Annotated in this window: 28 protein-coding genes, 1 pseudogene and 1 other annotated feature; of the genes and pseudogenes, 6 read left to right on the top strand and 23 right to left on the bottom strand. The window is 36.8% G+C overall.

What is annotated here, in order from left to right; genetic code table 11:
* Nucleotides 1–140: 140 nt before the first annotated feature.
* Both ACQKIH_RS16715 and yfkAB read left to right on the top strand, forming a co-directional pair.
* Entirely contained in the window at nt 141–887 is a 747-nt protein-coding gene (locus tag ACQKIH_RS16715; RefSeq protein WP_427767954.1) for a DUF4184 family protein, read from the top strand.
* Nucleotides 888–955: 68 nt separating this feature from the next.
* Nucleotides 956–2,065 carry a radical SAM/CxCxxxxC motif protein YfkAB gene (yfkAB, locus tag ACQKIH_RS16720; RefSeq protein ID WP_427767955.1) on the top strand — a complete coding sequence of 370 codons (1,110 nt, stop codon included), beginning with the start codon at nt 956–958 and terminating at the stop codon, nt 2,063–2,065.
* 233 nt (nt 2,066–2,298) lie between these two features.
* On the opposite strand, the gene ACQKIH_RS16725 is transcribed toward yfkAB, so the two are convergent.
* Entirely contained in the window at nt 2,299–4,137 is a 1,839-nt protein-coding gene (locus ACQKIH_RS16725; protein ID WP_427767956.1) for a P-loop NTPase family protein, read from the bottom strand.
* 276 nt (nt 4,138–4,413) lie between these two features.
* Nucleotides 4,414–4,968: a DNA-3-methyladenine glycosylase I gene (locus ACQKIH_RS16730; RefSeq protein WP_427767957.1), complete on the bottom strand. Its 555-nt coding sequence runs from the start codon at nt 4,966–4,968 to the stop codon at nt 4,414–4,416.
* Between the two features lie 122 nt (nt 4,969–5,090).
* Here ACQKIH_RS16730 and ACQKIH_RS16735 point away from each other — a divergent pair, with 122 nt between their 5' ends.
* The 4 genes from ACQKIH_RS16735 to ACQKIH_RS16750 all read left to right on the top strand — a co-directional run bounded on the left by ACQKIH_RS16735 (nt 5,091) and on the right by ACQKIH_RS16750 (nt 6,762).
* Complete coding sequence (locus ACQKIH_RS16735; protein ID WP_427767958.1) at nt 5,091–5,666, top strand: TetR/AcrR family transcriptional regulator; 576 nt, start codon at nt 5,091–5,093, stop codon at nt 5,664–5,666.
* Complete coding sequence (locus tag ACQKIH_RS16740; protein WP_057983252.1) at nt 5,663–6,001, top strand: DMT family transporter; 339 nt, start codon at nt 5,663–5,665, stop codon at nt 5,999–6,001. Before ACQKIH_RS16735 ends, ACQKIH_RS16740 begins: the two co-directional genes overlap by 4 nt.
* Nucleotides 6,001–6,315 carry a DMT family transporter gene (locus ACQKIH_RS16745; protein ID WP_057983250.1) on the top strand — a complete coding sequence of 105 codons (315 nt, stop codon included), beginning with the start codon at nt 6,001–6,003 and terminating at the stop codon, nt 6,313–6,315. The genes ACQKIH_RS16740 and ACQKIH_RS16745 overlap by 1 nt, the downstream gene beginning before the upstream one ends.
* A 63-nt stretch (nt 6,316–6,378) precedes the next feature.
* The gene (locus ACQKIH_RS16750) at nt 6,379–6,762 is read left to right on the top strand and encodes a VOC family protein (RefSeq protein ID WP_427767959.1); all 384 of its coding nucleotides are present in this window, start codon (nt 6,379–6,381) and stop codon (nt 6,760–6,762) included.
* Between the two features lie 47 nt (nt 6,763–6,809).
* On the opposite strand, the gene rsiV is transcribed toward ACQKIH_RS16750, so the two are convergent.
* The 21 genes and pseudogenes from rsiV to ACQKIH_RS16855 all read right to left on the bottom strand — a co-directional run.
* Nucleotides 6,810–7,682, bottom strand: a complete 873-nt coding sequence (rsiV, locus tag ACQKIH_RS16755) for an anti-sigma-V factor RsiV (RefSeq protein WP_427767960.1) — start codon at nt 7,680–7,682, stop codon at nt 6,810–6,812.
* 1 nt (nt 7,683) lies between these two features.
* Entirely contained in the window at nt 7,684–8,178 is a 495-nt protein-coding gene (gene sigV, locus ACQKIH_RS16760) for an RNA polymerase sigma factor SigV (protein ID WP_057983243.1), read from the bottom strand.
* 117 nt (nt 8,179–8,295) lie between these two features.
* Nucleotides 8,296–8,745: a nucleoside deaminase gene (locus tag ACQKIH_RS16765; protein WP_152982921.1), complete on the bottom strand. Its 450-nt coding sequence runs from the start codon at nt 8,743–8,745 to the stop codon at nt 8,296–8,298.
* 101 nt (nt 8,746–8,846) lie between these two features.
* Nucleotides 8,847–9,632 (bottom strand): sulfite exporter TauE/SafE family protein, encoded by a 786-nt coding sequence (locus ACQKIH_RS16770; RefSeq protein ID WP_427767961.1) that lies wholly within the window; start codon nt 9,630–9,632, stop codon nt 8,847–8,849.
* Nucleotides 9,633–9,690: 58 nt separating this feature from the next.
* Nucleotides 9,691–9,918: a sulfurtransferase TusA family protein gene (locus ACQKIH_RS16775; RefSeq protein ID WP_057983239.1), complete on the bottom strand. Its 228-nt coding sequence runs from the start codon at nt 9,916–9,918 to the stop codon at nt 9,691–9,693.
* A gap of 131 nt (nt 9,919–10,049) precedes the next feature.
* Nucleotides 10,050–11,177: an MBL fold metallo-hydrolase gene (locus tag ACQKIH_RS16780; RefSeq protein ID WP_427767962.1), complete on the bottom strand. Its 1,128-nt coding sequence runs from the start codon at nt 11,175–11,177 to the stop codon at nt 10,050–10,052.
* Between the two features lie 72 nt (nt 11,178–11,249).
* Nucleotides 11,250–11,645, bottom strand: coding sequence for a DsrE/DsrF/DrsH-like family protein (locus ACQKIH_RS16785; protein WP_427767963.1), 396 nt, complete (start codon nt 11,643–11,645; stop codon nt 11,250–11,252).
* 28 nt (nt 11,646–11,673) lie between these two features.
* Nucleotides 11,674–12,234 carry a sulfurtransferase TusA family protein gene (locus ACQKIH_RS16790; protein WP_427767964.1) on the bottom strand — a complete coding sequence of 187 codons (561 nt, stop codon included), beginning with the start codon at nt 12,232–12,234 and terminating at the stop codon, nt 11,674–11,676.
* Between the two features lie 90 nt (nt 12,235–12,324).
* The gene (locus ACQKIH_RS16795) at nt 12,325–12,621 is read right to left on the bottom strand and encodes a rhodanese-like domain-containing protein (RefSeq protein WP_427767965.1); all 297 of its coding nucleotides are present in this window, start codon (nt 12,619–12,621) and stop codon (nt 12,325–12,327) included.
* A 13-nt stretch (nt 12,622–12,634) separates the two neighbouring features.
* Nucleotides 12,635–12,976 carry a rhodanese-like domain-containing protein gene (locus ACQKIH_RS16800; RefSeq protein WP_427767966.1) on the bottom strand — a complete coding sequence of 114 codons (342 nt, stop codon included), beginning with the start codon at nt 12,974–12,976 and terminating at the stop codon, nt 12,635–12,637.
* Nucleotides 12,977–12,987: 11 nt separating this feature from the next.
* Complete coding sequence (locus ACQKIH_RS16805) at nt 12,988–13,464, bottom strand: DsrE/DsrF/DrsH-like family protein (protein ID WP_427767967.1); 477 nt, start codon at nt 13,462–13,464, stop codon at nt 12,988–12,990.
* A 55-nt stretch (nt 13,465–13,519) separates the two neighbouring features.
* Complete coding sequence (locus tag ACQKIH_RS16810) at nt 13,520–13,780, bottom strand: metal-sensitive transcriptional regulator (RefSeq protein ID WP_427767968.1); 261 nt, start codon at nt 13,778–13,780, stop codon at nt 13,520–13,522.
* Between the two features lie 321 nt (nt 13,781–14,101).
* Nucleotides 14,102–15,097 (bottom strand): sensor histidine kinase, encoded by a 996-nt coding sequence (locus tag ACQKIH_RS16815; protein WP_427767969.1) that lies wholly within the window; start codon nt 15,095–15,097, stop codon nt 14,102–14,104.
* Complete coding sequence (locus tag ACQKIH_RS16820) at nt 15,094–15,765, bottom strand: response regulator transcription factor (RefSeq protein WP_057983221.1); 672 nt, start codon at nt 15,763–15,765, stop codon at nt 15,094–15,096. The genes ACQKIH_RS16815 and ACQKIH_RS16820 overlap by 4 nt, the downstream gene beginning before the upstream one ends.
* The gene (locus ACQKIH_RS16825; RefSeq protein ID WP_427767970.1) at nt 15,765–16,751 is read right to left on the bottom strand and encodes an alpha/beta fold hydrolase; all 987 of its coding nucleotides are present in this window, start codon (nt 16,749–16,751) and stop codon (nt 15,765–15,767) included. The genes ACQKIH_RS16820 and ACQKIH_RS16825 overlap by 1 nt, the downstream gene beginning before the upstream one ends.
* Before the next feature lie 276 nt (nt 16,752–17,027).
* Nucleotides 17,028–18,701 (bottom strand): arginine--tRNA ligase, encoded by a 1,674-nt coding sequence (argS, locus tag ACQKIH_RS16830; protein WP_427767971.1) that lies wholly within the window; start codon nt 18,699–18,701, stop codon nt 17,028–17,030.
* 43 nt (nt 18,702–18,744) lie between these two features.
* Nucleotides 18,745–18,962: a binding site (T-box leader), on the bottom strand.
* A gap of 319 nt (nt 18,963–19,281) precedes the next feature.
* Nucleotides 19,282–20,601 carry a DUF4179 domain-containing protein gene (locus tag ACQKIH_RS16835; protein WP_427767972.1) on the bottom strand — a complete coding sequence of 440 codons (1,320 nt, stop codon included), beginning with the start codon at nt 20,599–20,601 and terminating at the stop codon, nt 19,282–19,284.
* Complete coding sequence (locus tag ACQKIH_RS16840; protein WP_427767973.1) at nt 20,598–21,104, bottom strand: sigma-70 family RNA polymerase sigma factor; 507 nt, start codon at nt 21,102–21,104, stop codon at nt 20,598–20,600. The genes ACQKIH_RS16835 and ACQKIH_RS16840 overlap by 4 nt, the downstream gene beginning before the upstream one ends.
* A gap of 259 nt (nt 21,105–21,363) precedes the next feature.
* On the bottom strand, nt 21,364–22,830 hold the full coding sequence (locus tag ACQKIH_RS16845; protein WP_427767974.1) for a serine hydrolase domain-containing protein: 1,467 nt from the start codon (nt 22,828–22,830) through the stop codon (nt 21,364–21,366).
* A 148-nt stretch (nt 22,831–22,978) separates the two neighbouring features.
* Nucleotides 22,979–23,398, bottom strand: coding sequence for a YhfM domain-containing protein (locus tag ACQKIH_RS16850; RefSeq protein ID WP_427767975.1), 420 nt, complete (start codon nt 23,396–23,398; stop codon nt 22,979–22,981).
* 437 nt (nt 23,399–23,835) lie between these two features.
* A pseudogene (locus ACQKIH_RS16855) lies at nt 23,836–23,988 on the bottom strand (GNAT family N-acetyltransferase); the annotation flags it as partial.
* Between the last annotated feature and the right edge of the window lie 128 nt (nt 23,989–24,116).

Below are 24,116 nucleotides of genomic sequence, written 5' to 3' on the forward strand. Positions count from 1 at the left end.
AATAATGTTATAATGCTATATTGGTGCAAACTTTTCGTGTAAGTGAACTAATTTTTTTGTACGAAAGAACTCGTTCCAACAAGCACTATGAATTCGCTTAGGCTAAACAAAGCGAACGATATATAAAGGAGTTTATCATCATGCCATTAACATTTGCACATCCCGCAGCCGTATTACCCTTCTCTAGAAAAAGCAAATACATCCATTTCCCTGCACTCGTTTTAGGTAGTATGGCTCCTGACTTTGAATATTTTTTAAGAGGGCAACCAATCGGTGACATTGGGCATACCTTTTCGGGATTTTTGACTTACAATCTACCGCTCGTTGCATTTTTTTACTTGATTTTTCATTTCTTTATTTATCAAACACTATTTAACCAAATGCCTGCGTTCCTACAAGATTCTACTAAGAGCCGTTTACATGCGAATTATGCAATGAGAGTCATCATCTTTGTTTACTCGGCATTGCTTGGGATGTTGACACATATCACATGGGATTCTTTTACACATCAAAATGGCTATATGGTTCAGAAATTCCCAACCACTTTAGCGCACACTTTTACAATCTTCCATTTTGACATTCCGTTGTATAAATTTTTACAACATGGGAGTACATTAGTCGGGCTCATGTTAATCATTGGATATATGTATTTCAGGACGTACGCTCAAAAACAAAAAAAGACGGACATTCAAATGAAACAAAAGCTCATTTTTTGGTTCTCTCTTATACTTTTAACGCTAGCCATCGTCGTTTCCTGGTATATAATCGACTATATTTCAATTTTAAGTTACGGAATCGTTGTCGTTCGCATAATCGATTCATTTTTCATTAGTTTATTCATCACTTCATTATTCTATCAATTTGTACTAAAAAGTAACGAATATTAATAGCCTTTCATTTGCAAAGTGCTCATTATATGAGAAAATAGAATGCTAGAAAGGAAGTTTTACATATCATGAACACGTTAATAGAAATTAGCCCAAGCTATGATCCATGGGAGGCTTATTTAGATATCGAAAAGCATGGGCAAATGACCTTGTCGAATATCGAATTTACAACGACGAACCTTTGTAATATGCGCTGTGCACATTGTGCGGTCGGTTATACCCTTCAAACGAAAGACCCAGACGCTTTACCAATCGAACTCATTTTACAGCGCTTAGACGAAATTCCCCATTTACAAACGCTCAGTATTACGGGTGGCGAACCAATGATGAGTAAAAAGTCGATTCAAAATTATGTGTTACCATTGTTAAAATATGCCCATGAACGAGGCGTCCGAACACAGATGAACTCCAATTTAACGATGGAGGGCGCGCGGTATTTAGAAATTGCACCGTATTTAGATGTGCTACATATTTCTCATAACTGGGGAACGATTGAGGAATTTGTGGAAACAGGCTTTGCGATGATGGACCGGAAACCAACTGTTGAGCAAAGAGCGGCACTGTTCCAACGCATGATTGACAATTCAAAAATGCTCGCTGAAAATGGCGTGATGGTATCTGCTGAAACAATGCTTAATAAAAAAACTTTACCTTATTTAGACCATATCCACCGTCAAATCGTGGAAGATATGAAGTGTGCTAGGCACGAAATTCACCCTATGTATCCTTCAGACTTCGCTTCCGCACTTAGTTCATTATCTCTAGAAGAAACACGTGAAGCCATCCATCAAATATTGGATAATCGCGATGAAAATACGTGGATGTTATTTGGGACACTCCCTTTTTATCCATGTAGTTCAAACCAAGAAGACCAAAAGCTGTTAACCCGTCTACGTGAGGCGAAAAACGTTACATTACGCAATGATCCTGATGGGCGCTCACGTTTAAATATTAATATTTTTACAGGCGATGTTATCGTCACTGATTTTGGCGATACACCCGCACTAGGCAATATTCAAACCGATTCTTTGCCCGCCGTGTTTGATAAATGGCTTGCTACTGACCTTGCGAAAAGCTTAAACTGCCACTGTCCAGCTGTAAAGTGCTTAGGACCTAATGTATTAGTAAAAAATATGTATTATGAAGGGGAAGCCTTTATTAGTGGTTCCGCTAAATAAAAGAACAAAAAAAGCCGCCAAGTATGGAAATTATCCTATACTAGCGGCTTTCGTTTTACATCTTTAACTTGCTTCAGCAGAAGTCCTCTATTTCCACTATTCAGGCGGTTATACCAAATATCACCTTTAATCAGTTGGGTTTTAAACCCTGCTGAATAAAGTTATGCTCCCGGCGGATGTCACAGATTTTTAGAGGAATTTTTCGAGCAAGCTCGAAAAAAATCTGGACGCAATTACGCCAAGGCGTAATTGATTTCTTTCGGCGCTTCTGGTAGGTCGGACTTGACATCCGATTCCGTTAAGCTTAGGCCGTTTAATTTGTATTTCGATTCAAATTCAAACTGTGCCATTAAATCATCTGGCTCTGGAATTGTGGAGCGCTTATACAATGCTTGGTGCGTTAAGTCGACCGCGCAAATACAATCAATCGTATTGTAAACATGCTGTTTTTCCTGCTCAGAAAGAGGCAATTGCTCCCCCGCCATATAAGGCAACACCGCATCACGTAAAAAGCCCTGTGATTCCACAATGCAATTAAATTCAGATAGCTTATCCACGTAAGACTTTAGGAAAATCCGTTCATTTTTTCGTTGAATATTTAAATCACTCAACTGTGAAACAATCGATTTTAATCGCTTCGCAGCAAGATCATTTAATCGATTTTGGACCGCATATAAATTTTCACAAACGTAACCTTCATACCTTTGAATCGCTTCTAATTTTTCAATGCATTGTTGCTGCATTTTATTTAGTGTTGCGATGCGCCCTTTTAGAAATTCTTCATTTTCAGGGTCGACGATAGGGAATTCCAAGGATTTTCCAGACAATTTTTTATATTGCTTTTCAAAACGCGTGTATTCCATCGAATATTCCCCGTGCAATTTTCGATAATCTCGCACGAATTGTTGATAGAGCGCCGCATTTTCTTCATATTTTTCAATTTCTGCATCTCGTAAATACAACTCACTCGCTAATGTTTGCAGAAGCTGATACAGCGTTTGTACATTATTAAATATGACACTCACATTTTGATACTCTTCTTCATAAGAAGAAATTAAGGCCCGGTCACGCTGTTGGCGAGTAAATTCAAACTCAGCCTCGGAATTATGGCGCTCCACACTTTCAAATGCTGAAATATATGGCTCGCGCGTCGGAATCATTTCAACCTCTTTTCGAAGTCGCTCCAACCAATGAATAAGCTGCTCCGTCACATGGCGCGTTTTCTTTTGTTTATTACTTACGATACGATGAATTAATTGCGTCAGTTCCGTAATACGCGAATCGATCAATAGCTGCATATCATGCGTCTTGCGTGCTTCTAATGCTTGCAGTGCCGACACTGGAACAATGTCACCAATCGCATGTCCGTAGCGGGATTTTTCCGACTCGATAAATGAGGTGATATCCCCGTCTTCTTGGTCAATTGCATTCACAATAAAATGAGGTGTAATTGCAAATGTTTCCATCTTCTTCAATAAATTGATTTCATCATCCGTTGCAGGCGAACCACTTCGAAGTACCCAAAATACTTCATCCACACGTTGTAACAATGTTTGTGAAAAATAGGCTGTGTTATTTGGTCCGACTTCAAGTGCAACAGAATCGACAATCGTTACTGACTTTAATAAATCATGTTTAATATACACTTCAATATAATCTAAATGTTCTCGAATGATTTGGGCACTAAACGTATCGGAAACCGTAATTAAATGTAATTTTGAAATATCAAATGTAGCAATGACACCATCTAAGAAGTGGGCTTTAATGCATTCCTGCTCACCAAAACGAATAAATGTATTGATGCTCGTAGGCTGATCTGTACCCCCTGTAAATAATGCACGTCCTAATAAACTGTTAATTAATGTTGTTTTGCCTACGCGTTCTTTCCCTAAAATAAGCAACATTGGCTGACTTTCTGAATCATCAATAATTCGTTTTAGTCGATGTGTTGTATCTTTCACGTAAGAGTTTTGCGATAAAATTACATGTAATGGCTTTAGACGTTCAATCAATTGTTGCAATGGTGGTGGATTTTCTTTTACGAGTGTTTCAATAGTGTTTTCTTCAGTCATATGCCATACTCCCTCTACTACTTCATTAATTCGATTATAAGCCGTATCCCATTTTGGTGAAGGTGAAAATTATGAAAAAAATGAAAATTGAGTCAAGTGACACAGACAAAATATTCAAAATTAGGTATTAGCACTCAATTTGACTGCCCATATTTCTTGCTATTTTCAATGTAGTGTAGGATGTTTGGGGGATATATTACATCTACACCATACTGAATCATAATTTCCGAGAATAGTAAGTAGTTGTACTAATCCCTGTCTTTTTACGGATATACCCTATTTCCGACAAAGGCAATCCATCGTATGATCGTTCACCATGCCAACTGCTTGCATAAAGGAATAGCAAATTGTACTGCCAACAAATTTGAAGCCGTCTTTTTTTAATTGCTTGCTCATGCGGTCACTAATTTCGGTCGTGATCGGCACTTCCGCAATCGTTTGCCACTGATTGATTATTGGTTTTCCGTCTACAAAGGACCATATATAGTTAGAAAAAGAGCCGTGCTTTTGTTGCATCGCTAAAAAGGCATTGGCATTCGTTACGACGCTTTGAATTTTCAAGCGATTGCGTATGATGGCTGGATTTTCTTTTAATTCGGCTAATTTCTCCGCATCATAATGAATGATTTTTTCTGCATCAAATTGATTAAATGCTTGGCGATATCCTTCTCTCTTTTTTAAAATCGTCAACCAGCTTAATCCAGCTTGTGCACCTTCTAAGCAAATCATTTCAAAAAGATGGCGGTCCTCATAAACAGGCACACCCCACTCTTCATCATGATACGCAACATAAATTGGATCATCTAGTTTTAACCATGCACATCTCTCCATTGTTACACCTCGTTTTTATTTGATTCGAAATAATAATCTCTCATTCAAATGTAAAGCATTGACCTTGCAATAACAATGGCAGTATGTTATTTTTAACTGACGAACGTTAGGAAGGTGATTAAATGACCATTCAAAAAATTAAAGTAGCGGCTTTCAAAAACTTTGCTGAAAACGGTTATAATGGTGGTTCTTTAGCGCAAATTGCAGAAGAAGTCGGCATTAAAAAGCAATCGATTTATACGTATTTTAAAAGTAAAGATGTGCTATATACGACCCTTTCAAAAGAAGCAATGGAATTTGAACTTGCCTTTATTGAACAGTTTTTTGAAGACAATAAAAAAGGAAAGATGGAAAAAATATTATTTCAACTTTTACATGCTTGTGAAAAACGCTTTGCTGAGCAAGTTTTGACGAAATTCTTTTTACGTTCTGCTTTTTTTCCTCCACCGCATTTAGAAAAACAACTAATGGAACATGTTTATTATTATTTAGATAGCCTTGAACAACAGTTTACCCATTATTTTAAGCTGCAATCGATTGCCGTTTCGCCACAAGAGGCTGCCATTAGTTATTTAGCCTTGCTCGATAGCTTATTTGTTGAAATGCTTTACGGGGGGCATGCGCGCTTTGAAAAGAGATTGCAGGCGAGTTGGACTGTATTTTATCGAGGACTAACATATCGAGGTGAAACATCATGACGAAATATTGGCTACTTGTATTATTAGCTGGTCTTATTGAAATTATTTGGGCTATGGGGTTGAAATACGCATCAACCCTTTGGATGTGGGGCGGAGTTGTCGTACTCATTGTCCTATCGTTTTACATTTTAATTATTGCGAATGACAAACTTCCTGTTGCGACGGTTTATGCCGTCTTTACCGGAATTGGAACCGCTGGAACGGTCATTGTAGAAACAGTCCTTTTCAACGAACCATTCAGTCTAGCAAAAATCGGATTTATCTCCCTGCTACTTGTTGGGGTAATCGGACTTAAGCTTGTATCTGATGAACCGAAAGAAACGAGGGATGCATAATGGCTTGGGTATATTTAATTTTTGCAGGATTGTTTGAAGTGAGCGGTGTCATTGGCATGAATAAAGTCGTTCAAAAGCGTTCTATCGGTGCTTTTGCTTTATTATTTGGCTCCTTTGCATGTAGCTTTACATTGCTTGCGCTGGCTATGAAAACATTACCAATGGGGCTGTCTTACGCTGTATGGACTGGTATTGGGACAGTTGGTGGCACATTAGTTGGCATGCTCTTTTATAAAGAATCGAAAAACTGGAAGCGAATTTTATTTATTTCGTTTATATTGATTGCCGTTGTTGGGCTGAAGTTAACGCAATAAGTTTGCTTTGCCTTTAAGTTGGACAAAATTATTTCATGACAAAAATGAGAGAGGTACGTAAGTATGAAAATAATTGTTACGAGTTTATTCGTGGACGATCAAGAAAAGGCACTAAAATTTTATACAGAAACGCTCGGATTTGTAAAAAAGCATGACGTGCCAAGTGGCAAATATCGATGGATTGCGCTCGTTTCTCCTGATAATCAAGGCGGCACAGAGCTAGTTCTTGAACCTAATGAAAATCCGACTGCTAAAAACTATCAAACGAGTTTAATGGCACAAGGAATCCCCGCAACAATGTTTGGCGTTGAAGATATTCACAATGAGTATAAACGCCTATGTGAAAGCGGCGTCAAGTTTACGATGGAGCCGACAAAAATGGGCGATTTCACAATAGCTGTCCTTGATGATACATGTGGCAACCTGATTCAAATTATACAAAAATAACAAAAGGGATGTGGTTTTTACAACTCCACATCCCTTTTCCCTTTTCTTTAACGTATATAAACGTTACTCACAAGCTGATCTTGAATCAATTCTGTCGGTATTTCAAATTTCACAAGCCCCATATAACCAGGTGCTACTTCATATTTATCAAAGGCAATAACTAATTTCCCCTGCTCCGTAATGTAGAAATTTTGCTCGCTTGAAATGGTTTCAAATAGGTCGAACAAGTCCTCTTCAACCATATCCGTTCCACCTACCCAATACGTAGATTCCCCATTTGATGCAACCATTTCATCGCGCATTTGTTGCTTAACATATTCGCTAATGACCGGCACATAGCTTGCATCTTTAAATAAGCCTGGCAATGTCAAGGCGATTTGCTTCTCTTTATCAATCGTCGTGTACTGCATAACCGTTGATGACGAAGCGACCGTATTGACAACATAGCGCCCCATTGACAGCAATTGATCAGTATCTGTTTCGACGATGTAGCCACTATCAACCCCTAAATGTCCCCCGTCCATGTAGCTTGTTTCCTTTGTAAAATCCTCGTATAATGCTTTTCCTTCCGCCTCAAATTGCGCATTTAAAGCATGGATTTCGTCAGAATCACCCGTAATTTGCGGCACTTTAATATTGGCTTCATAATTGCCGTCTTTCACTTCGTATTCTGTAAATGTTAACACTTCAACTACAGCAGCAAGCACTGGAATTTGAGCTAAACTTTTTGCCATTGCTGGACTTGCATTAATACCGCCTACAAAAATCACGCTCGCTGCAGCCGCAGAACCAAGCCACCAGCTCACTTTATTACGTTTTTTCGGTTTGCGTTTTAAACTATTTTCAATGACCTCATCCAACTCTTTTGGAATTGGCACATCCTCGTATTTCTTTTTCATGTTTTTTAATTTGTCGTCCATTTTACTTGCACCCTTCCTCACTTAACTCTATTTTTAATAATTTTAATGCCTTATAAAGTCTGGATTTTGCCGTACTTAATGGGATATTTAAAATAATGGCAACATCCTCTAATTTCTGATCCTCAAAAAATCTTAAAATAATCACTTCTTTTAAAGGGTATGGCAGCTGATCCATTGCATTTTCTAAATCCACATCTTCATATGTATCCTGTTGTTGTGGCGATACATAGCTAATTTCTTCTTCATCCATCACTTGTATGCGTTTCATTTTACGTAAAAAATCAATCGACGTCCGTGCAACAATTTGATAAAACCAACTTTTCAATTGCGCTATTTTTTCTATTTTATGAAGGGATTGCCACGCTTTTTGAATACTATCTTGGATAATATCAAGTGCATCCTGTTCATTTTTCACATAGCTATAAGCGAATAAGTAAAGTTGTTTTTTGTTGTCCCGCACGAAATCGATGAACAATTGTTCTAATTTCACATCCATGTCAAAATTCCTCTCTTTTATTTGTCGACACTTATAAGACGGTTGAGTGGTAGGAAAAAGTTTACGAAAAACAAAAATACTATTAATTACTTGAATTAATAGTACTTTTTCTTAGGATTATTTAATTTCCCATACTTTCATTGGGCTTTGTTGTTCGTTATTTAATGGCATTTGTTGAATTGAAACGGTGCGTTCAGCTCGGTCCTTTTTTAATTCATTGTAAATAAATTTGGATTTATCGAGTCCGACTTTTTCGGCTTGCTCTACAGATTCGGCATAATAAATATCCTTTATATTTGCAAAATACATCGCGCTTAAGCACATCGCACACGGTTCACCACTCGCATACATCGTAAATCCAGATAAATCGTTTGTTTGTAATTGCTGTTGGGCGCGGCGTATCGCTAATAATTCAGCATGTCCACTTACATCATGGACAACATGAAGCTCATTTACACCTTCCGCAATAATTTGATCATCCTTTACAAGCACTGCGCCAAACGGTTGACCGCCTTCTTGCACATTTGCGATGGCTAATTGCACCGCGCGTTCCATATATTGTTTCAAACTCGTTGCCCCCTATCTATTCTAGGGCTATCATATCAAATATGGAATTACTAGGAAAGTGACTTGATACCTAAGTAAAATGAGCTAGGACAACTCATTTTTTATAGAAGAATATCTACCCAAATTTTAATCGCTGTTGCGGCTATTAGGAGCGCTAAAAAGATTTGCAGCACTTTTGTATTCATCGTTTTCCCCATTTTTGCACCGAGTGGAGCGGCTAAAACACTGGCAATAATCATAATAAATGCTGGCCAATACTCGACTTGCCCTGTCATCAACTTCCCTACACTACTACCAATGGATGAAATAAATGTGACAGCTAAACTTGTGGCAATTGTCATACGCGTTGGAATTTTTAATACAGTGAGCATAATGGGTACAAGTAAAAATCCGCCCGCTGCTCCGACAATTCCGGAACCCATACCTACAATGAGCGCTAAAATTGCTGCGAGTGGTTTATTAAACCTCACTTCATGTAACGGTTGATCATCCAATTGTTTTTTTGGTATAAACATCATGACAGCCGCGATTAAAGCAAGCGTACCATAGACGATATTTACTGCTTCTTCCGATAAAAACCCTGAACCATAACTACCAATGAAACTACCAACTAAAATGGCACCACCCATATAAATGATTAACTGTTTATTTAATAAGCCGCCTTTACGGTAAGCCCATACGCCTGCCATCGATGCGAAAAGCACTTGCACCGCGCTAATTCCTGATACTTCATGGGCAGTAAATGTCGCAAGCCCGAATAACGGTGGAATGTATAACAGCATCGGGTATTTAATAATGGAACCCCCAACACCTAACATCCCTGATACAAATGAACCAACAAAACCGATGGCGAAAATAACTAATAAATACGTAATGGAGAAATCCATACACTTTCCTTCTTTCTATTAAAAATAGCGAGTAGATTGAGCTACCCGCTATTCTTTTCTATGCTTTTTGAATGTAGAAGTAAATGACTCCATCTTCTTCTTTTTGTTCTAAAATCGTGTGGTTACCTGCTTTTGACCAAGCAGCAAAGTCATTAATTGCCCCTTTATCCGTTACTAAAACCTCTAAAATTTCACCTGAGTTCAATGTATCGATTGCCTTTTTTGTACGTACGATTGGCATTGGACAAGCAAATCCTTTTGCGTCTAAAGTTTGTGTAATATTCATAGTAAATTCCTCTTTTCGTTTTGTTTGTTTTTGTAAGCGTTTTTCTAAAATTCCGTGTATGACGGTCGCGTGTCTCTTGAGCGTAAGACATGCATAGGTGTAACATTTCAATTTATGATTGGATCAAGTCGTTAACGCACTGCGCAACGATTAGGTCCAATTTCCATCTCTGTTTGCTCTTCATCAGATGGAGTAATTTTACCCATATTGACATGACGAATTTCTTGATACGCATTTGGTTGTGGCGGTAAATTATCCGTAACCATTGAACGGAAATTCGCCTCGTCCTCCACATTTAAACCATGATTTTCTGCAAATAAATCGCCTAAACGTTTCGATACGGTTCCGTCTTCATTTAACTCTTCAATAATCATAAAGTGCGCAGGCAATACAATTAAATCTTCTGCCAATGTACGGTAACGTGTGTATAATGTTTCACGTAAATCACCAACCCAGTCCTCTGCCAAGCCCGCTAAGTCTGGACGACCGATTGAATCGATAAATAAAATATCACCTGTTAATAAATACTTGTGATCGACAACAAATGATGTCGAACCAATTGTATGACCTGGTGAATAAAGTGCACCTACATCAATTTTTGAAGCACCGATCTGTACAATTAAACCGTCTTCTAATTTTGTATAGTCAAATACCACTTCTTCTGCGTCTTTTTCAGGTAAATAATACGTTGCACCCGTTGCCGCTGCAATGTGACGACCACCAGAAATATGATCAGCGTGTAAATGTGTATCAAATACATGAGTAATTTTCACATTTTTCTCTTCCGCAAATTTCGTAAATAATTCTGTGAAACGTACTGCGTCGATTATTGCCGCTTCCCCTTTAGAAATAACCATGTAAGAAAGACAGCCTTTCCCTAAGCGTACGAATTGGTATAGTTCCCCTCCGTTGTGGAGATCCCCTACTTTAATCGGCTCTAGGTACATCGACCAAGATTTCATACCACCTGCTAAATACGCCACTTCACGTCCAGCATCGGATAGCATTTCAGCAATCATAATAGAAGAACCTTCCTTCGCACAGACAACTAAAACATCTTTGTTTGTAGGAATTTTAGGCAAAATTTCTTCTACACCGTCCAATAAATCGAAGTAAGGTACATTTAAATAGTCAAATTGATGTCCATCGATTTTCCAGTCTTCAAATGCATCTGCATTACGCACGTCTAAAATGAATAACTCTTTATTGTCGATTACTTTACGCGCTACATCAGCAGCTGTCCATTTATTTACTGTCATAATCAATTACCCCCATAGGTATTATTTTTTAGATTTTTTTGCAGTGAGAAATGAGCATCTCACTGCATGTTTTTAAAATGTTAATGTTGGTGTTGCATCTTTAGCAAATTCAAGGAATGTAACTGCGCCGCCCACTTCAATATCCTCAACGAAATCAGCTGTCGTTAAGCCCATCACATCCATTGTCATTTGGCATGCGATAAATTTCACACCTAACTCTTGTGCCATTTCAACCAACTGTGGGATTGTTGGTACATTCGCATCCGCAAAACCTTGTGCAAAATGTTCTTTACCAGCTGGCATTTCAAGTGCATGCATTGCTTGTTTATGAATTAAATTTAACCCTTCAAATGTAAAGAAAATTTGTACTTCCTTATCTGTTGCAGCCGCTGCTGTTGCAATATTGAATACTTTATATGCATCGAATAATCCACCGTTTGATGCGATAATTGCTACTTTGTTTGACATAATCAATGCCTCCAATAACAATGTTTTTTTAAATCGATGTTTCTAATTCACCTGTCCAGCCAGTCATGCCTGGTAATACGTTATATACCTTTGTATAGCCTGCATTTGATAATGTTTGTGCGGCCATGTCCGAACGTGTACCTGTACGGCAAATGACATAAATTTCTTGATCTATATCGAGTTCCTTCATGCGTGCTTCTAGTTCACCCATTGGCATTGAAATAGCACCTGGTACATGACCAAATGCATATTCAGCTGCTTCACGAACATCTAGGACGATGCCGCTTTTCCCAACGATATCTTCATTTGAAATCGTTTGTGCGAATGTTTTTTCTGCTACTTCAGTCGTTTCAGGATTGCCTTTACGAATGTAGTGAGTTAGCACATTACCATCTGCAGTTGTCCCGATATATTGGTGACCAACCGTTTTCGACCATGCTGCTAAATCTGCTTTTGAGCCTTTATCTGTTGCCAATACTTCTAAAACCTGACCTTCTGTTAATTCATTCATCGCCTTTTTCGTTCGAACGATTGGCATTGGACATGCTAAGCCCTTTGCATCTAATTGCACATCTGCTTTAATTGGCATTCTAGTTCCTCCTAAGTACCACACGGGGTATAAAATTATTTAAAATTTTCTCCAGATTTACGATACATCTGGAGATATTTAGCTAGATAATTACTTCACTTCTCCAGCCCAATCAAGCATGCCACCTGTCATATTTGTTACATCATAGCCTTGCGCATCTAAAAATGCTGTTGCTTGACCGCTACGCCCACCAGAACGACAAACCATTACATACGCTTTACTTTTATCCAGCTCGTGCATGCGGAATTCTAACAAACCAAGTGGAATATTTACGATACCAGGGATATGCCCTTCTTGAACTTCTCCCACTTCACGAACGTCGATTAAATTAATTTGTTCACCAGCTTCTAAACGTTGCTGTAGTTCTGTTGTTGTAATTGATTTCATCCTAGTTTCCTCCTTAAAAAGAGCTCATGCCACCACGGACATTTGTTACTTTTTCATAGCCTAATTTTTTTAACTGTTTACATGCTTGACTTGAGCGCATGCCGCTTTGACAGATTACAACGATTTCCTTATCTTTTGGCACCTTTGAAAAATCTGAACCTATTGGCATATTTTTAAATTGCTTAATGTTACGCGCTTTAAATTCAGCTGGTGTACGCACATCAAGGAAAAATTTATCTTTGTCATTTAACATCGTTTTGAGTTCGCTCGTAGAAATGGCTTTCGTTCCTTTCGCTGGTTTCATTCTCCAAACGAGAAAGGCGACAACGACTGCGATAATAATGAGTGTTTCCATAAGTTCCTCCTTTAAATGAACAGGTTGACCGTACCTTGTTCAGCATCAGCTAAATACGCGGCCACTCCTGCATATTCGATGTTATCAATTAGTTCTTCTTGTTGTAGTCCTAGTAAATCCATTGTCATCGTACACGTTACAAGTTTAATATCTTGCTCTTGCGCCATTTCAACAAGCTGCGTTAATGTGAGCGCATTATGTTTTTTCATTACATGCTTAATCATTTTAGGCCCCATGCCCAACATTTGCATTTTAGATAAACCTAATTTTTCAGCACCTTGTGGCATCATTTTGGCAAACATTTTTTCAAGGAAACCTTTTTTCACTTGTACTGGCTCTTGTTTGCGTAATGCATTAATTCCCCAAAATGTATGGAAAATGGTTACTTCATGATCGTAGGCTGCTGCACCATTCGCAATGATGTACGCGGCCATCGCTTTATCGTAATCTCCACTAAATAAAACGATTGTTGTTCTTTTCTTCTCCATCTTTACCTCCTGTACCCGTATAGGTATATTAAATTTGAAAAATATATAGCCGAAGTTATCGACTTTTTATTACTAAATCCATCGCTTGTTGGACGACTGTATTCAGCTGTGCCTCATCACCTTCCGCATTGACGACACAATCCATTAAATTATTTGTCACAATGACACCGATTGTCCGGTCAACACCAGAACGAATTGCACTGAGCTGTGTAATGACTTCCTTACAATCTTGTTCTTCTTCCATCATACGAAGTACCCCACGAAGCTGTCCTTCAATTCTTTTTAAGCGATGAGAAACTTTAGGATCATATTGCACTGTCCTCATCCTTTCTTCAAAACGTATTGCTCTTGCTTACATGACTTATAATATACCCCTACAGGTATAATGTCAACAGCCAAGTTTCAATTTATTTTTAACAAGTTAAATTTGCTTTTTTAATAAAGACAAATTTAAAGACCTACATCTGGAAATTTACCAAATGTAGGTCTTCTTGTATTCTTCGTCATGATATGAGCAGTAAGATCCGTAACAACTCCAATTCGTAATCTCCTTTGAATGACTCCAAAATGATTTCGTCCTCCGCACGATTCGTATTGTTTAATGGCCATCCTTCCCACAGCAAAGTGCGTGTATTGTTCATGTACCATGCTTTTGTATTCTATAAATAGTCCCATTTTCATTCGACTGTACAGTATAGTTTATATTGAGAATTCTTGTGATATCCTCAATAATCTTTAATCCTAGCCCTTCATGTTTACGGTTAACATCAAAACCAATACCATTATCACTTATAGAAATAACATTATTTTTAATACTCACCTCAAGTTTTGTAGCTTTTGCATGCTTCAATGTATTTTGAAAAATGTTTTCGAATAATCTTTGTATCCAAAGCTCATTACTCGTCCATATCAAACATTTATTTACAGGTTGATATATTAATTCGATATCCTGGATACTATACAAATAACTCCACTTTTTAAGCATGGTTTCTACTAAATTATTTAGGTTAACTTCATCATTCAAAATATATGAACTTTCTAACGTATCTATGTTTTGTATATTAAATTCATTCGTTAAATTAGCAATATATTGAATTTGTTTATTGAGCGAATCTAGTATCGGTTCTGAAAGTGTATATTGGCCTTCTAGATAAAATAATTGTAATTTGATAGCTGTTAACGGCGTATTAATATCGTGCCTTAATTTGTTTAGCAGCTCTTTTTGTATTTCTGCTTGTTGCTTCATTTCCAACTCTTGATACGTTGTTCTTTCGATTAATACATTGACCGACCGGATAAGTTCACCTATTTCATCATTATTTGTAACCTCTAATGTACTTGGAATCTTTTCATCACTCGCTAAATCGCGAATCGTTGTATTCAATATATTAATTTTATTTAGGAGTGAGTTAATCGATTTCGAGAACAACAATGCTAATAATAAAAGCGCTAGAAAAAATACGACTAGCATTGTGGGATAAGCAAAAGATTCATGAAAAGGTATACCCTTGTTCTTGGTTTTAAAAACAACGTCATAAATGATTGACATAAAAACACTAATTGCTAGTAATAACAACGGCACACTAATAATGGCTGAGAGTAATAATAACCGATATTTCTTTTTTAGTTTCATTTCTTCATATAGGTATTTAATCTATACCCTTCTCCATATATATTTTGAATTATTTCACCTGGGTTATCATTGATTTTTGCTCTGATTTTTTTCATATGAACATTCACGATATTTTGATTTCGATCTTCAAGGGGCCATAAATATTCAAAGAAATGATCCTTCGTCAAAATTCTATCCCTATTTTCATATAAATAGAAAAATATCTTTCTTTCAATGGCAGTAAAGGCAACTTCATTATGCAGACTATCGCTAAACACCTTTCTAAGCTCAGCATCAATAGATAAATGTCTAATTTGTGTGAATGTACCATATTGATTTTCGAGCATTTTCTTCATTCTTAAAAGAAGTTCTCTAGGATCGAAAGGCTTACACATATAATCCTCTCCAATTGTCAAACCTTGTAGTTTGCTTTCCATATCATTACGGGCAGATAGGAAAATAATCGGAATATTTAATCCTAGCTTTTTTATTTTCTTGGTCAATTGATAGCCATCATCCCCTGGCAACATTATATCCATAATGACTAAATCCATCTTATGAATGATATCCAGTACTTCTTTTCCATCTGATTTCCAACATACATGGTACCCTTCGCGTTGCAAAATCTTTTGCAATAAATCGCCAATCATAACATCGTCTTCAACAACTAAAATATTATATTCTTTCATCACATAGGCCTTTCATTTTTTTCGATAAATTTGGTAGACAGCTTATAAATCTCTTCTGGCTCGTATAAATAAATGCTGTGCGTACCTTCAATTTTTATAACATCTGCTATATTTAATTGTTCTGCAAATTCTTCATAATCTTTACTGTTTTGCTTTGTATATTTCGAGTTTTTATTTTGTTTAGCAATAGCATCTACAAATAAAATAGGTGTATCTTTTGGGATCGGTAGGTTAACCGATTTTTTACTATTTTCGTAACTCTTTAAAAGTTCTTGCTCCATATCATTATTAAATATTTGCTTAAAGGATAGCGCTTTATAGAGTTCTTTTTCATGATCAGTTAAAAAATCTTGTTTGATCACTTCAGGATTATAAGTAGTAGTAGGAAAGAGTCGATGAACACCGATTTTGGTTAACATATTGATCCCTTTTACTGCAAACGAATCAACTAGGTCCATTTTATGTGTTACATATTGATGAGGTAAACCAATATCTAAAGCAATAATGCTTTTCACTTCTTCTGGGTATTTTTGAGCCCAGTAAATTGCTTCCAATCCTGATAACGAGTGTGGCACTAATATATATGGGGGGGTATTTCCACTTTGAATGAGTACTTTTCGAGTTTGCTCTAGTATTTTATCAATGTCTCGACCATCGTTAGAAACATCACTATAGCCATATCCTGCTCTTTCAACAACAGCAATTTTATTTTCTTGTGAAAACTTTCTATATAATCCCTTCATTTCATAAACAGGCGCAGCAATCCCGGAACCCGACATAAATACATACGTTTCCTTACCATTTCCTTCATTATAAACGTTAATGTTTTTTTTATTTACATTAACAAGGGTCCCCTCACTTTTAATAAGTGCTGCTTCCTTGCCTAACTGATAATTATGATAGATAAAAATCGATACGAACCCAAACAAGATAATTACAATAAATAACACAGCTAATTTCTTTAACACGCTCAATACTTTTTTCATAGACTACTCCTTTCAGTTTATAATAAGAAGAATAGAATATAAAAATAAATTTCTAATTAATTTTTATTTCATTACTGAAATTTATAGACTAGAAAAGCATCGATTGTTATATGTATGAAAAAAAGCCGACATGGTAATGTATGTCGGCTACTTTGATTTAGGTTTCAACAGATTAACTTTTGCTACGCTGTACATTTCATATTTTTTATCTGCGGATAATTGTCACAATACCTTTGCCCTTACGATGTTCGTTAACCCTGTACGGTAAATGACACCCTACATCTCTTTCGGCGCTTTAATCCCCAACAAACGTAAGCTTTCTTCTAAAAGGATTGACACAGCATACGCGATTTTCAAACGATCTTTTTCCTGCAAATCATTCGTTAAAAACTTCGTGTTAGCGTAATATTTATTGAAGTTTCTTGATAAAGTTAAGCAGAACTTCGCAATAACGGCTGGGCTTGCTTGTATGAAGGCTGTTTCAACAACTGTTGGGAACATACCTAAAAGCTTGATAATTTCCCATGCTTCCTCGTCTAAACGCAAAATCGGCTCAGCAACCAGTTCAAAATGACTTTTGCTGAGGAGGGTTTGGATACGCGCATTCGTATATTGAACGTACGGACCTGTTTCCCCTTCAAATGTCACCATTTTATCAATCGAAAATTCGATATCATTCATACGATCATTTTTTAAATCATTAAAAATTACCGCGCCAATACCAACTTCATTCGCGACTTGTTCTTTATTTGGCAACTGTGGATTTTTCTCTTCAATATTATTCATCGCTGCCTCAATCGTTTCGCGTAACACATCCGTAAGCAGTACGACTTTTCCTTTTCGTGTTGACATTTTCTTACCATCTTTTAACATCATTCCAAATGGAATATGCTCATAATTCGCTGCCCATGTGTGACCCATTTTTTGTAACACTGCAAATAGTTGCTTGAAATGTAGCGATTGTTCATTGCCAACAACATAAAATACTTTTGCTGGTTGATACGTGTTGTAACGATAAATTGCCGCAGCTAAATCACGTGTCGCATACAACGTCGCACCATCCTTTTTCATAATTAACGAAGGTGGCATATCCTCCAATTGTACAACCATTGCGCCATCTGATTGTTCGAGCAAACCTTTCTTTGTTAACTCCTCTACGACAGGCTGCATTTTATCATTGTAAAATGCCTCCCCGTTATAAGAATCAAAGTGTACACCAAGCATCGAGTAAATCGCGTTAAATTCACTTAAAGACGCATCGCGGAACCATTTCCATAAGGCTGTTGCTTCTTCATTTCCATCTTCTAACGCCTTGAATGCTTGGCGCGCTTGCTCATTTAGCGCATCATCTTGCTCTGCTTCGTCGTGAAATTTTACATAAATTTTCAGCAATTCAGTAATTGGATTTTGTTCGATTGCATCTTTATTACCCCATAAATTATATGCCACAATCAACTTGCCAAATTGCGTGCCCCAGTCTCCTAAATGGTTCATGCGAATTGCCTCATAGCCTTGCTTTTCCGCAATATTCGCAAGTGCATGACCAATCACAGTTGAACGTAAATGGCCCATTGAGAATGGCTTAGCAATATTCGGTGAGGAGAAATCTAATGCGACCCTTTGACCATTTTTTTCTTTCGTCCCATAATGATTTCGTTGCGTTAGTACTTGTGTAACAACGTCCTGCGCAATTTGTAATTGATTGAAAAACACATTAATATAGGCATTTTCTACACGCACTTCTTGAATGAAAGCCCCTTGGATTTTTCCAGCTAAATTACTAGCAATAATTTGAGGTGATTTTTTATATTTTTTCGCTAAAGTAAAACAAGGGAATGCCACATCACCTAATTGCGCATGCTTCGGTGTTTCGAGTAATGCTTCTACTTCTTCATTCGTCAAGCTGCCTTGTAGTGCAGTCGTGATAACCTGTGCTAATTTCGTTTTCATGTCATTTTCCTCCCCAAAATAAAAAAGCTCCCCGTCTCTAAATAAAAGAGACGAGAAGCTTGGATTCCCGTGGTACCACTCTAGTTGCCACAAAAGTGACCGCTTTCTGTTATTAACGAGGTGACTCCCCCGATTTTCTCTACTACATTTCAAGAAATTTCTCCAAAGTGCGTTTCGTCCATCTTTTCAGTATTAGGCTCACACCAACCCTAACTCGCTTGACATCCCGGATGGATTACTTTTCTTTTTCATCGAATTTATTAGATTAAATTAAAACTCATTTTACACAAGTGAATTTTAAATAGCAAGTAAATTTTTATTGAAGTGGGATAATCTTGCTTCTTACGATGAACACGAAATTAACAGACCCATATTCGAAAATGCGGTTGAAAAAGTAGAGTTCCTACAAAAAGCAAGGTGAAAATTCTTTTTTACTTTTCATTCGCAAAAACACTTTATTAAGATTTTTTTAAATCCAAAACACTCCACCTGAATATAATCAATCTACCCAGGTGGAGCATATTCTTACTACTTTTTAAGTCTTTAACATTCTGAGTAAAGAGAAAATTACGACAAATAATTAATCCCCCAACGGCACCTCAACCCTTACCTCCCCTTTTAAATAATTCGGGAACCTATCAACTAGAATTGTAACTGGGTTTGTCATTTCTCCTTCATACGCTTCAAATTGAGCGCTGTTTTCGAGCGTATTTTCGGATTCACTATACCCCCATAATCTTTTATGAATCTCTTTCCCATTCGCATCTACTCCTTGGCTAAAGAACGATGTCGACTTATTTTCATCCTTTATTGGATAGGAATAGACTAGCGTGTTTCTATCACGAAATTGAATCGGAATATCAAGTAACTCAGGCTGATACAACACTTGTTGTTTATCAAAATCGACCGTAATAAAATCCTCACCTTTTGGCAATGCCTCTATTTCAGGAATAACAAGCGTCAACTTTTTAGGCTCACGGAAATAATTACTTTGCATGAAAAGCGTAACTTCACCGTCTCGGATTGTACCGAAACCTGTCGTACCATTTTGAATCGTTCCCCAATCCTCGCCCTTTTCATCAATCAGCTTCATATCATTAAATTGTAAAATTTGCATCGTATTATTCGGATCTACTGCAATTTTAATTCCAGCACGCAAAGGAGATATTGCTAAGCTTTTCACTTCGATTATTTGCCCTTCAATCACTATTTTTTCATCCAAGACATAATGTTTCGTTTTTACAATGTTATTTTTTAATGTAAATGGAATATTAAAAGTCATTTGCTGCTCTTTTCGTAAATTAACTTTCAGCACAAAATCTCGATTTGAATAGTCAATTGGATCGGTGGCATCTAAACTAATTGTATTTTCAATTTCATAAACAGGCTTATGTTGACCAGACCAGCCATAGCTAACACCCGCCTCGATCTGTTTACCATCGTGCATCATTTCCACATGATCCAACCTTAGTCCTTTTAAATCATTCGGTGAAGCGATTTTATAAGAAAGTAGCATGCCGGTTTCATCCGCTATTACGCCAAGTATCGTAAATGTAAGATCATTTTGTGTTTCACTCACTAAGATTTCCTCGTAGTAGTCATTCGCGACAATATCCTCTAGCCCTTTGTCATGCGCAATTAATTCAATAATTGGCGATAAACCAGGAATTTTCGCGACAGCATTTGCAAAGGCTGGGGATACACGAACAGATGTAATAAAAATAAAGAACATTGCCGCGACAATTGCGACCGTTTGCCACGTGCGACGGATTTTCTTTCGATGCCTTTGTTTTTTTCTATGTGCATTGTTCCGCGCTTGCTGCAATGCTTGTTTTGGTACAGTAATTCCATTTAGCTGTTCGGTCAACTTGTGCATTTTTTCATCATCCCAGTGTGTCATTCCCATTCACTCCTTTCCCCAACCATGCCCCGCAATTTACGCAATGTTTTATGGAGCCTTGATTTTACAGTACCCTCTGGAATATTTTGAACATCCGCGATTTCACTGTTTTTATATTGTTCGAAATACTTTAAATGAATGAGTTGTTGCTCCGCTAGTGGCAGTTTCACAATGATATCAGCTAAATCATTTGTCGGTGCCATTTGTGCAGGTTGCTCGATTTCATTTGTCAATTGAACGCGTGATTGCTTTAATTTCATGTCGAGACAAATATTGATCAAGATGCGAATTAACCATGTTTTTAAGTAGTCCGGTTGTTTCAACTTATGTATATTTTTTAGGCTGCGGTATGTCAATTCTTGATACGCTTCAACCGCATCATGTTCATTTTTCACATAACTATATGCAATGCGGTATAGTGCATCTTCATAGAGCGAAAGTAGCTGTAAAAATGCCTGTTCATCTCCAGCAATTGCACGTGTTACTAGGTCCCGTTCGTCCATTTTCTCGCCCCCTTTACATATTAGACTGGTGAGTGGGGTAAATCGTTCATTTTATTTTCAACTAATTTTAAGTGAGTAATATGCGAACTTTCCATAAAAAATCATTCTCATCTAATCAAAATTTATTTCTGCATAAAAATTCTCCTTAAGTTATTGCTATTGAAAATGTTCGATAAAAAGCTTGTTACAACTGCTGACTTCACTAAGAAAAAAGCTTTACTTCTTGAAGTAAAGCTCCTGTTCCTTTATGTGTAATTCTTTACAATCTTCCATTTCTAATTAACCTTATTCGATAATAGATTCTCAAAATTGTGAGTGCCAATCCAATGATGAAAACGGTCGCCAAAAAGATCATCGCAGCTGGCCAAATACCGAATGCATCTATTGTGGTTGAACTGTTATTTTTTAATGATGGAACAATAAATAATAACCAGCCGATACTCACAATAGGCACCATTTGCGGTATTAATCGCAGACAGAATCTCCAAGCCGGATACTGTTTACGTTTATCCGTCCATTTTTTACTTCTTCGTATACCTCTGATTCCTAAAATTAAGTAAACCAATGTAATAACACCGAGTAATAAATCAATTATTTTAGGTAGTGGAGATTTTAAATCAGGTTCTTTCCCCTCAGTCAATTGTATAATGCCATTACTAATCTCATATGAATGTTCGAATGTCGTGGTGAAGCTATTGAGTAAAACGGCAACTGCATAGCCACTACTTGGAACGATATCTTGTTGAGATTGAAAAGTAGTTTTTGAACCGCTATGGGAAATGCGAGCTGGCTTAATGTTCGGAGAGCTAATCGACCAGCCAAGTCCATATTTTTTAATTCCAGCTTGAGGTGAATAGGACTCTTTCAGTAACTCTTGTGAAAGTAATTGTTCTCCTTTGTCATTTTTCCCATATTTCGTATGCATAGATAACCATTTTCCCATATCACTAGCTGTCGTAAAGATACTACCTGAGCCACTTAACATTTGTTCAAGCTCCGTCCATGGCATTGCCATCCCATATAAGGTAACAAATCCTCGAGGTATTTCTAATTTCACCGTAATATCACCAGTGCTAACTATTGAGTAGGAATCGTTCATTCCGAGCGGCAAGAATACATTTTGCATTAAGTATTCATTAAACTCCACCCCACTAATTTGTTCTACTAAATATGCTAATGTCCAATAGTTTGCATTACTATATAAATATTTTACACCAGGACTGGATTGTAGTTTCCAATCATGAAGACGTTCTACCCCTTTTTTTAAGGTATTCGCAGGGGCTACAATGGTAGGATTCGGTAACCCAGATGTATGACTTAACAGTTGACGTACAGTCACCTGTTCCCACCTTTCATCATCCAGCTTTAGTTCAGGAAGGTACTTTACAATTGGGTCATCCAATTTAATATCCCCTTTATCAACCAATTGTAAAACAGCAAATGCAGTAAATGGCTTCGTACCTGAAGCAATACCAATAATAGAATTTGCTGTTAATGGATTGCCTTCAGAATCATGACCAAATCCTTTTTCATATAGTACTTTCCCATCCTTTGTAATTACAATAGTTGCACCAGGCAGTCCGTTTTTTTCGATATATTTCGTAACATACTGATCAACCTTTGTTGTATCAAACGTTTCATCAGCTTGGGCTAAAAAAGGAACAATCGATAAATGCAAGATGACCATAAACATTAACAGAAAATTAACACGTTTATTTTTGTACATATTTATTACTCCCTTCTTCACTCAAATCTTTATTTACACAACTGCTTTCCATTCACAGACGGTTGATACGCTCGCGATAGATCAATATAATCCTGTTGAAGTAGTTTAAAGCTTCCCTAAAGACATCGTTGTTCTGCTAAAGCCACTGTTAGTTCAGTAAAAGGTTTACTATTTTATTTGTTTGTTTATTATTGATTTTGTAGCTGTCACACACATCACTAACAAAAAGTGTGGTGTTTGTTCCAAAATTTTTATGGACATATAAAACTTCTGTCTTATCGTCTTTATACTTCAGCTGAATTTTGTAATCATAATTATATGCAAATTCGTAATTTTTCGTAACACGATTTGATCGGTTAAGGATTCCAGTAATGGTCTTTATTTTTTCCTTGTCGGTAGTGATTTTTCCTTTTTCAATTGGTTCATCATATTTTTGTATCGTCATGCTTTGGATTCCTGAAAATCCGTTATAAAAAAATGAAAATCCGAATGCACTCACAAAAATTGCTATAATCGAGTAGATGATGGCTTTTTTCATTATATTCCCCCGTATTTTTTCTTTAGACATTTATTTTGATAAGATCCCCCTTCAGCTCGTCCTCTAATAAACATAATTTACCGATTAAATTAACAATCTTATTGATTTCTTCGGCCTTATTTAATTTCATAAAAATGGTATTACTACTCTTCAACATCGCATAAATAATTAAAGAATTATTCGTGCAATGCATTCTCTTCTTGTAGTGACACTTTTATGTTTCTATCAACTAAAAATTGAGTGAATTATACCTTGAATCACTTCATTATGAACTTTATGAAAAGCATTTATTTCTTCCTGTTATGTAAGCTATAATTGAAGGATTTTATACTCATCTTCATGATTCGACCAAATTAAATATGTGTTACGATTTAAACCATAAACAGTATTCCTGTCCAACAATCCTTATATGTTGATCTAGTGTCCCCAACTGAATAAGGCTTCTTGCTTTCGGCTTTTAGGTTACTTTAACTCATGTGAATGTCTGTTCCATACTGAAGCAATTTTAATTTCCTTGCTACAGATTGGGATGCGAAATTGTCCCAGTAAGTGCTATATAAAGCAATTCGTCCTTGTTTTTGTACCTCTGCTGCCCATGCTTTTGTAACATCTATACCGTATTCCCCACGTTAGTAGCACCAACGAAAATTCTTGGTGCATCCTCGTATGGTGGTTCATTTACGACTGTTATTCGATTTTCGATGTTGTGTTTAAATAATACGTTCCATGTAATTTCATTAATTCTAAA

Origin of the sequence: Solibacillus cecembensis (genome assembly GCF_050272495.1) — a bacterium.
Classification (GTDB): domain Bacteria; phylum Bacillota; class Bacilli; order Bacillales_A; family Planococcaceae; genus Solibacillus; species Solibacillus cecembensis.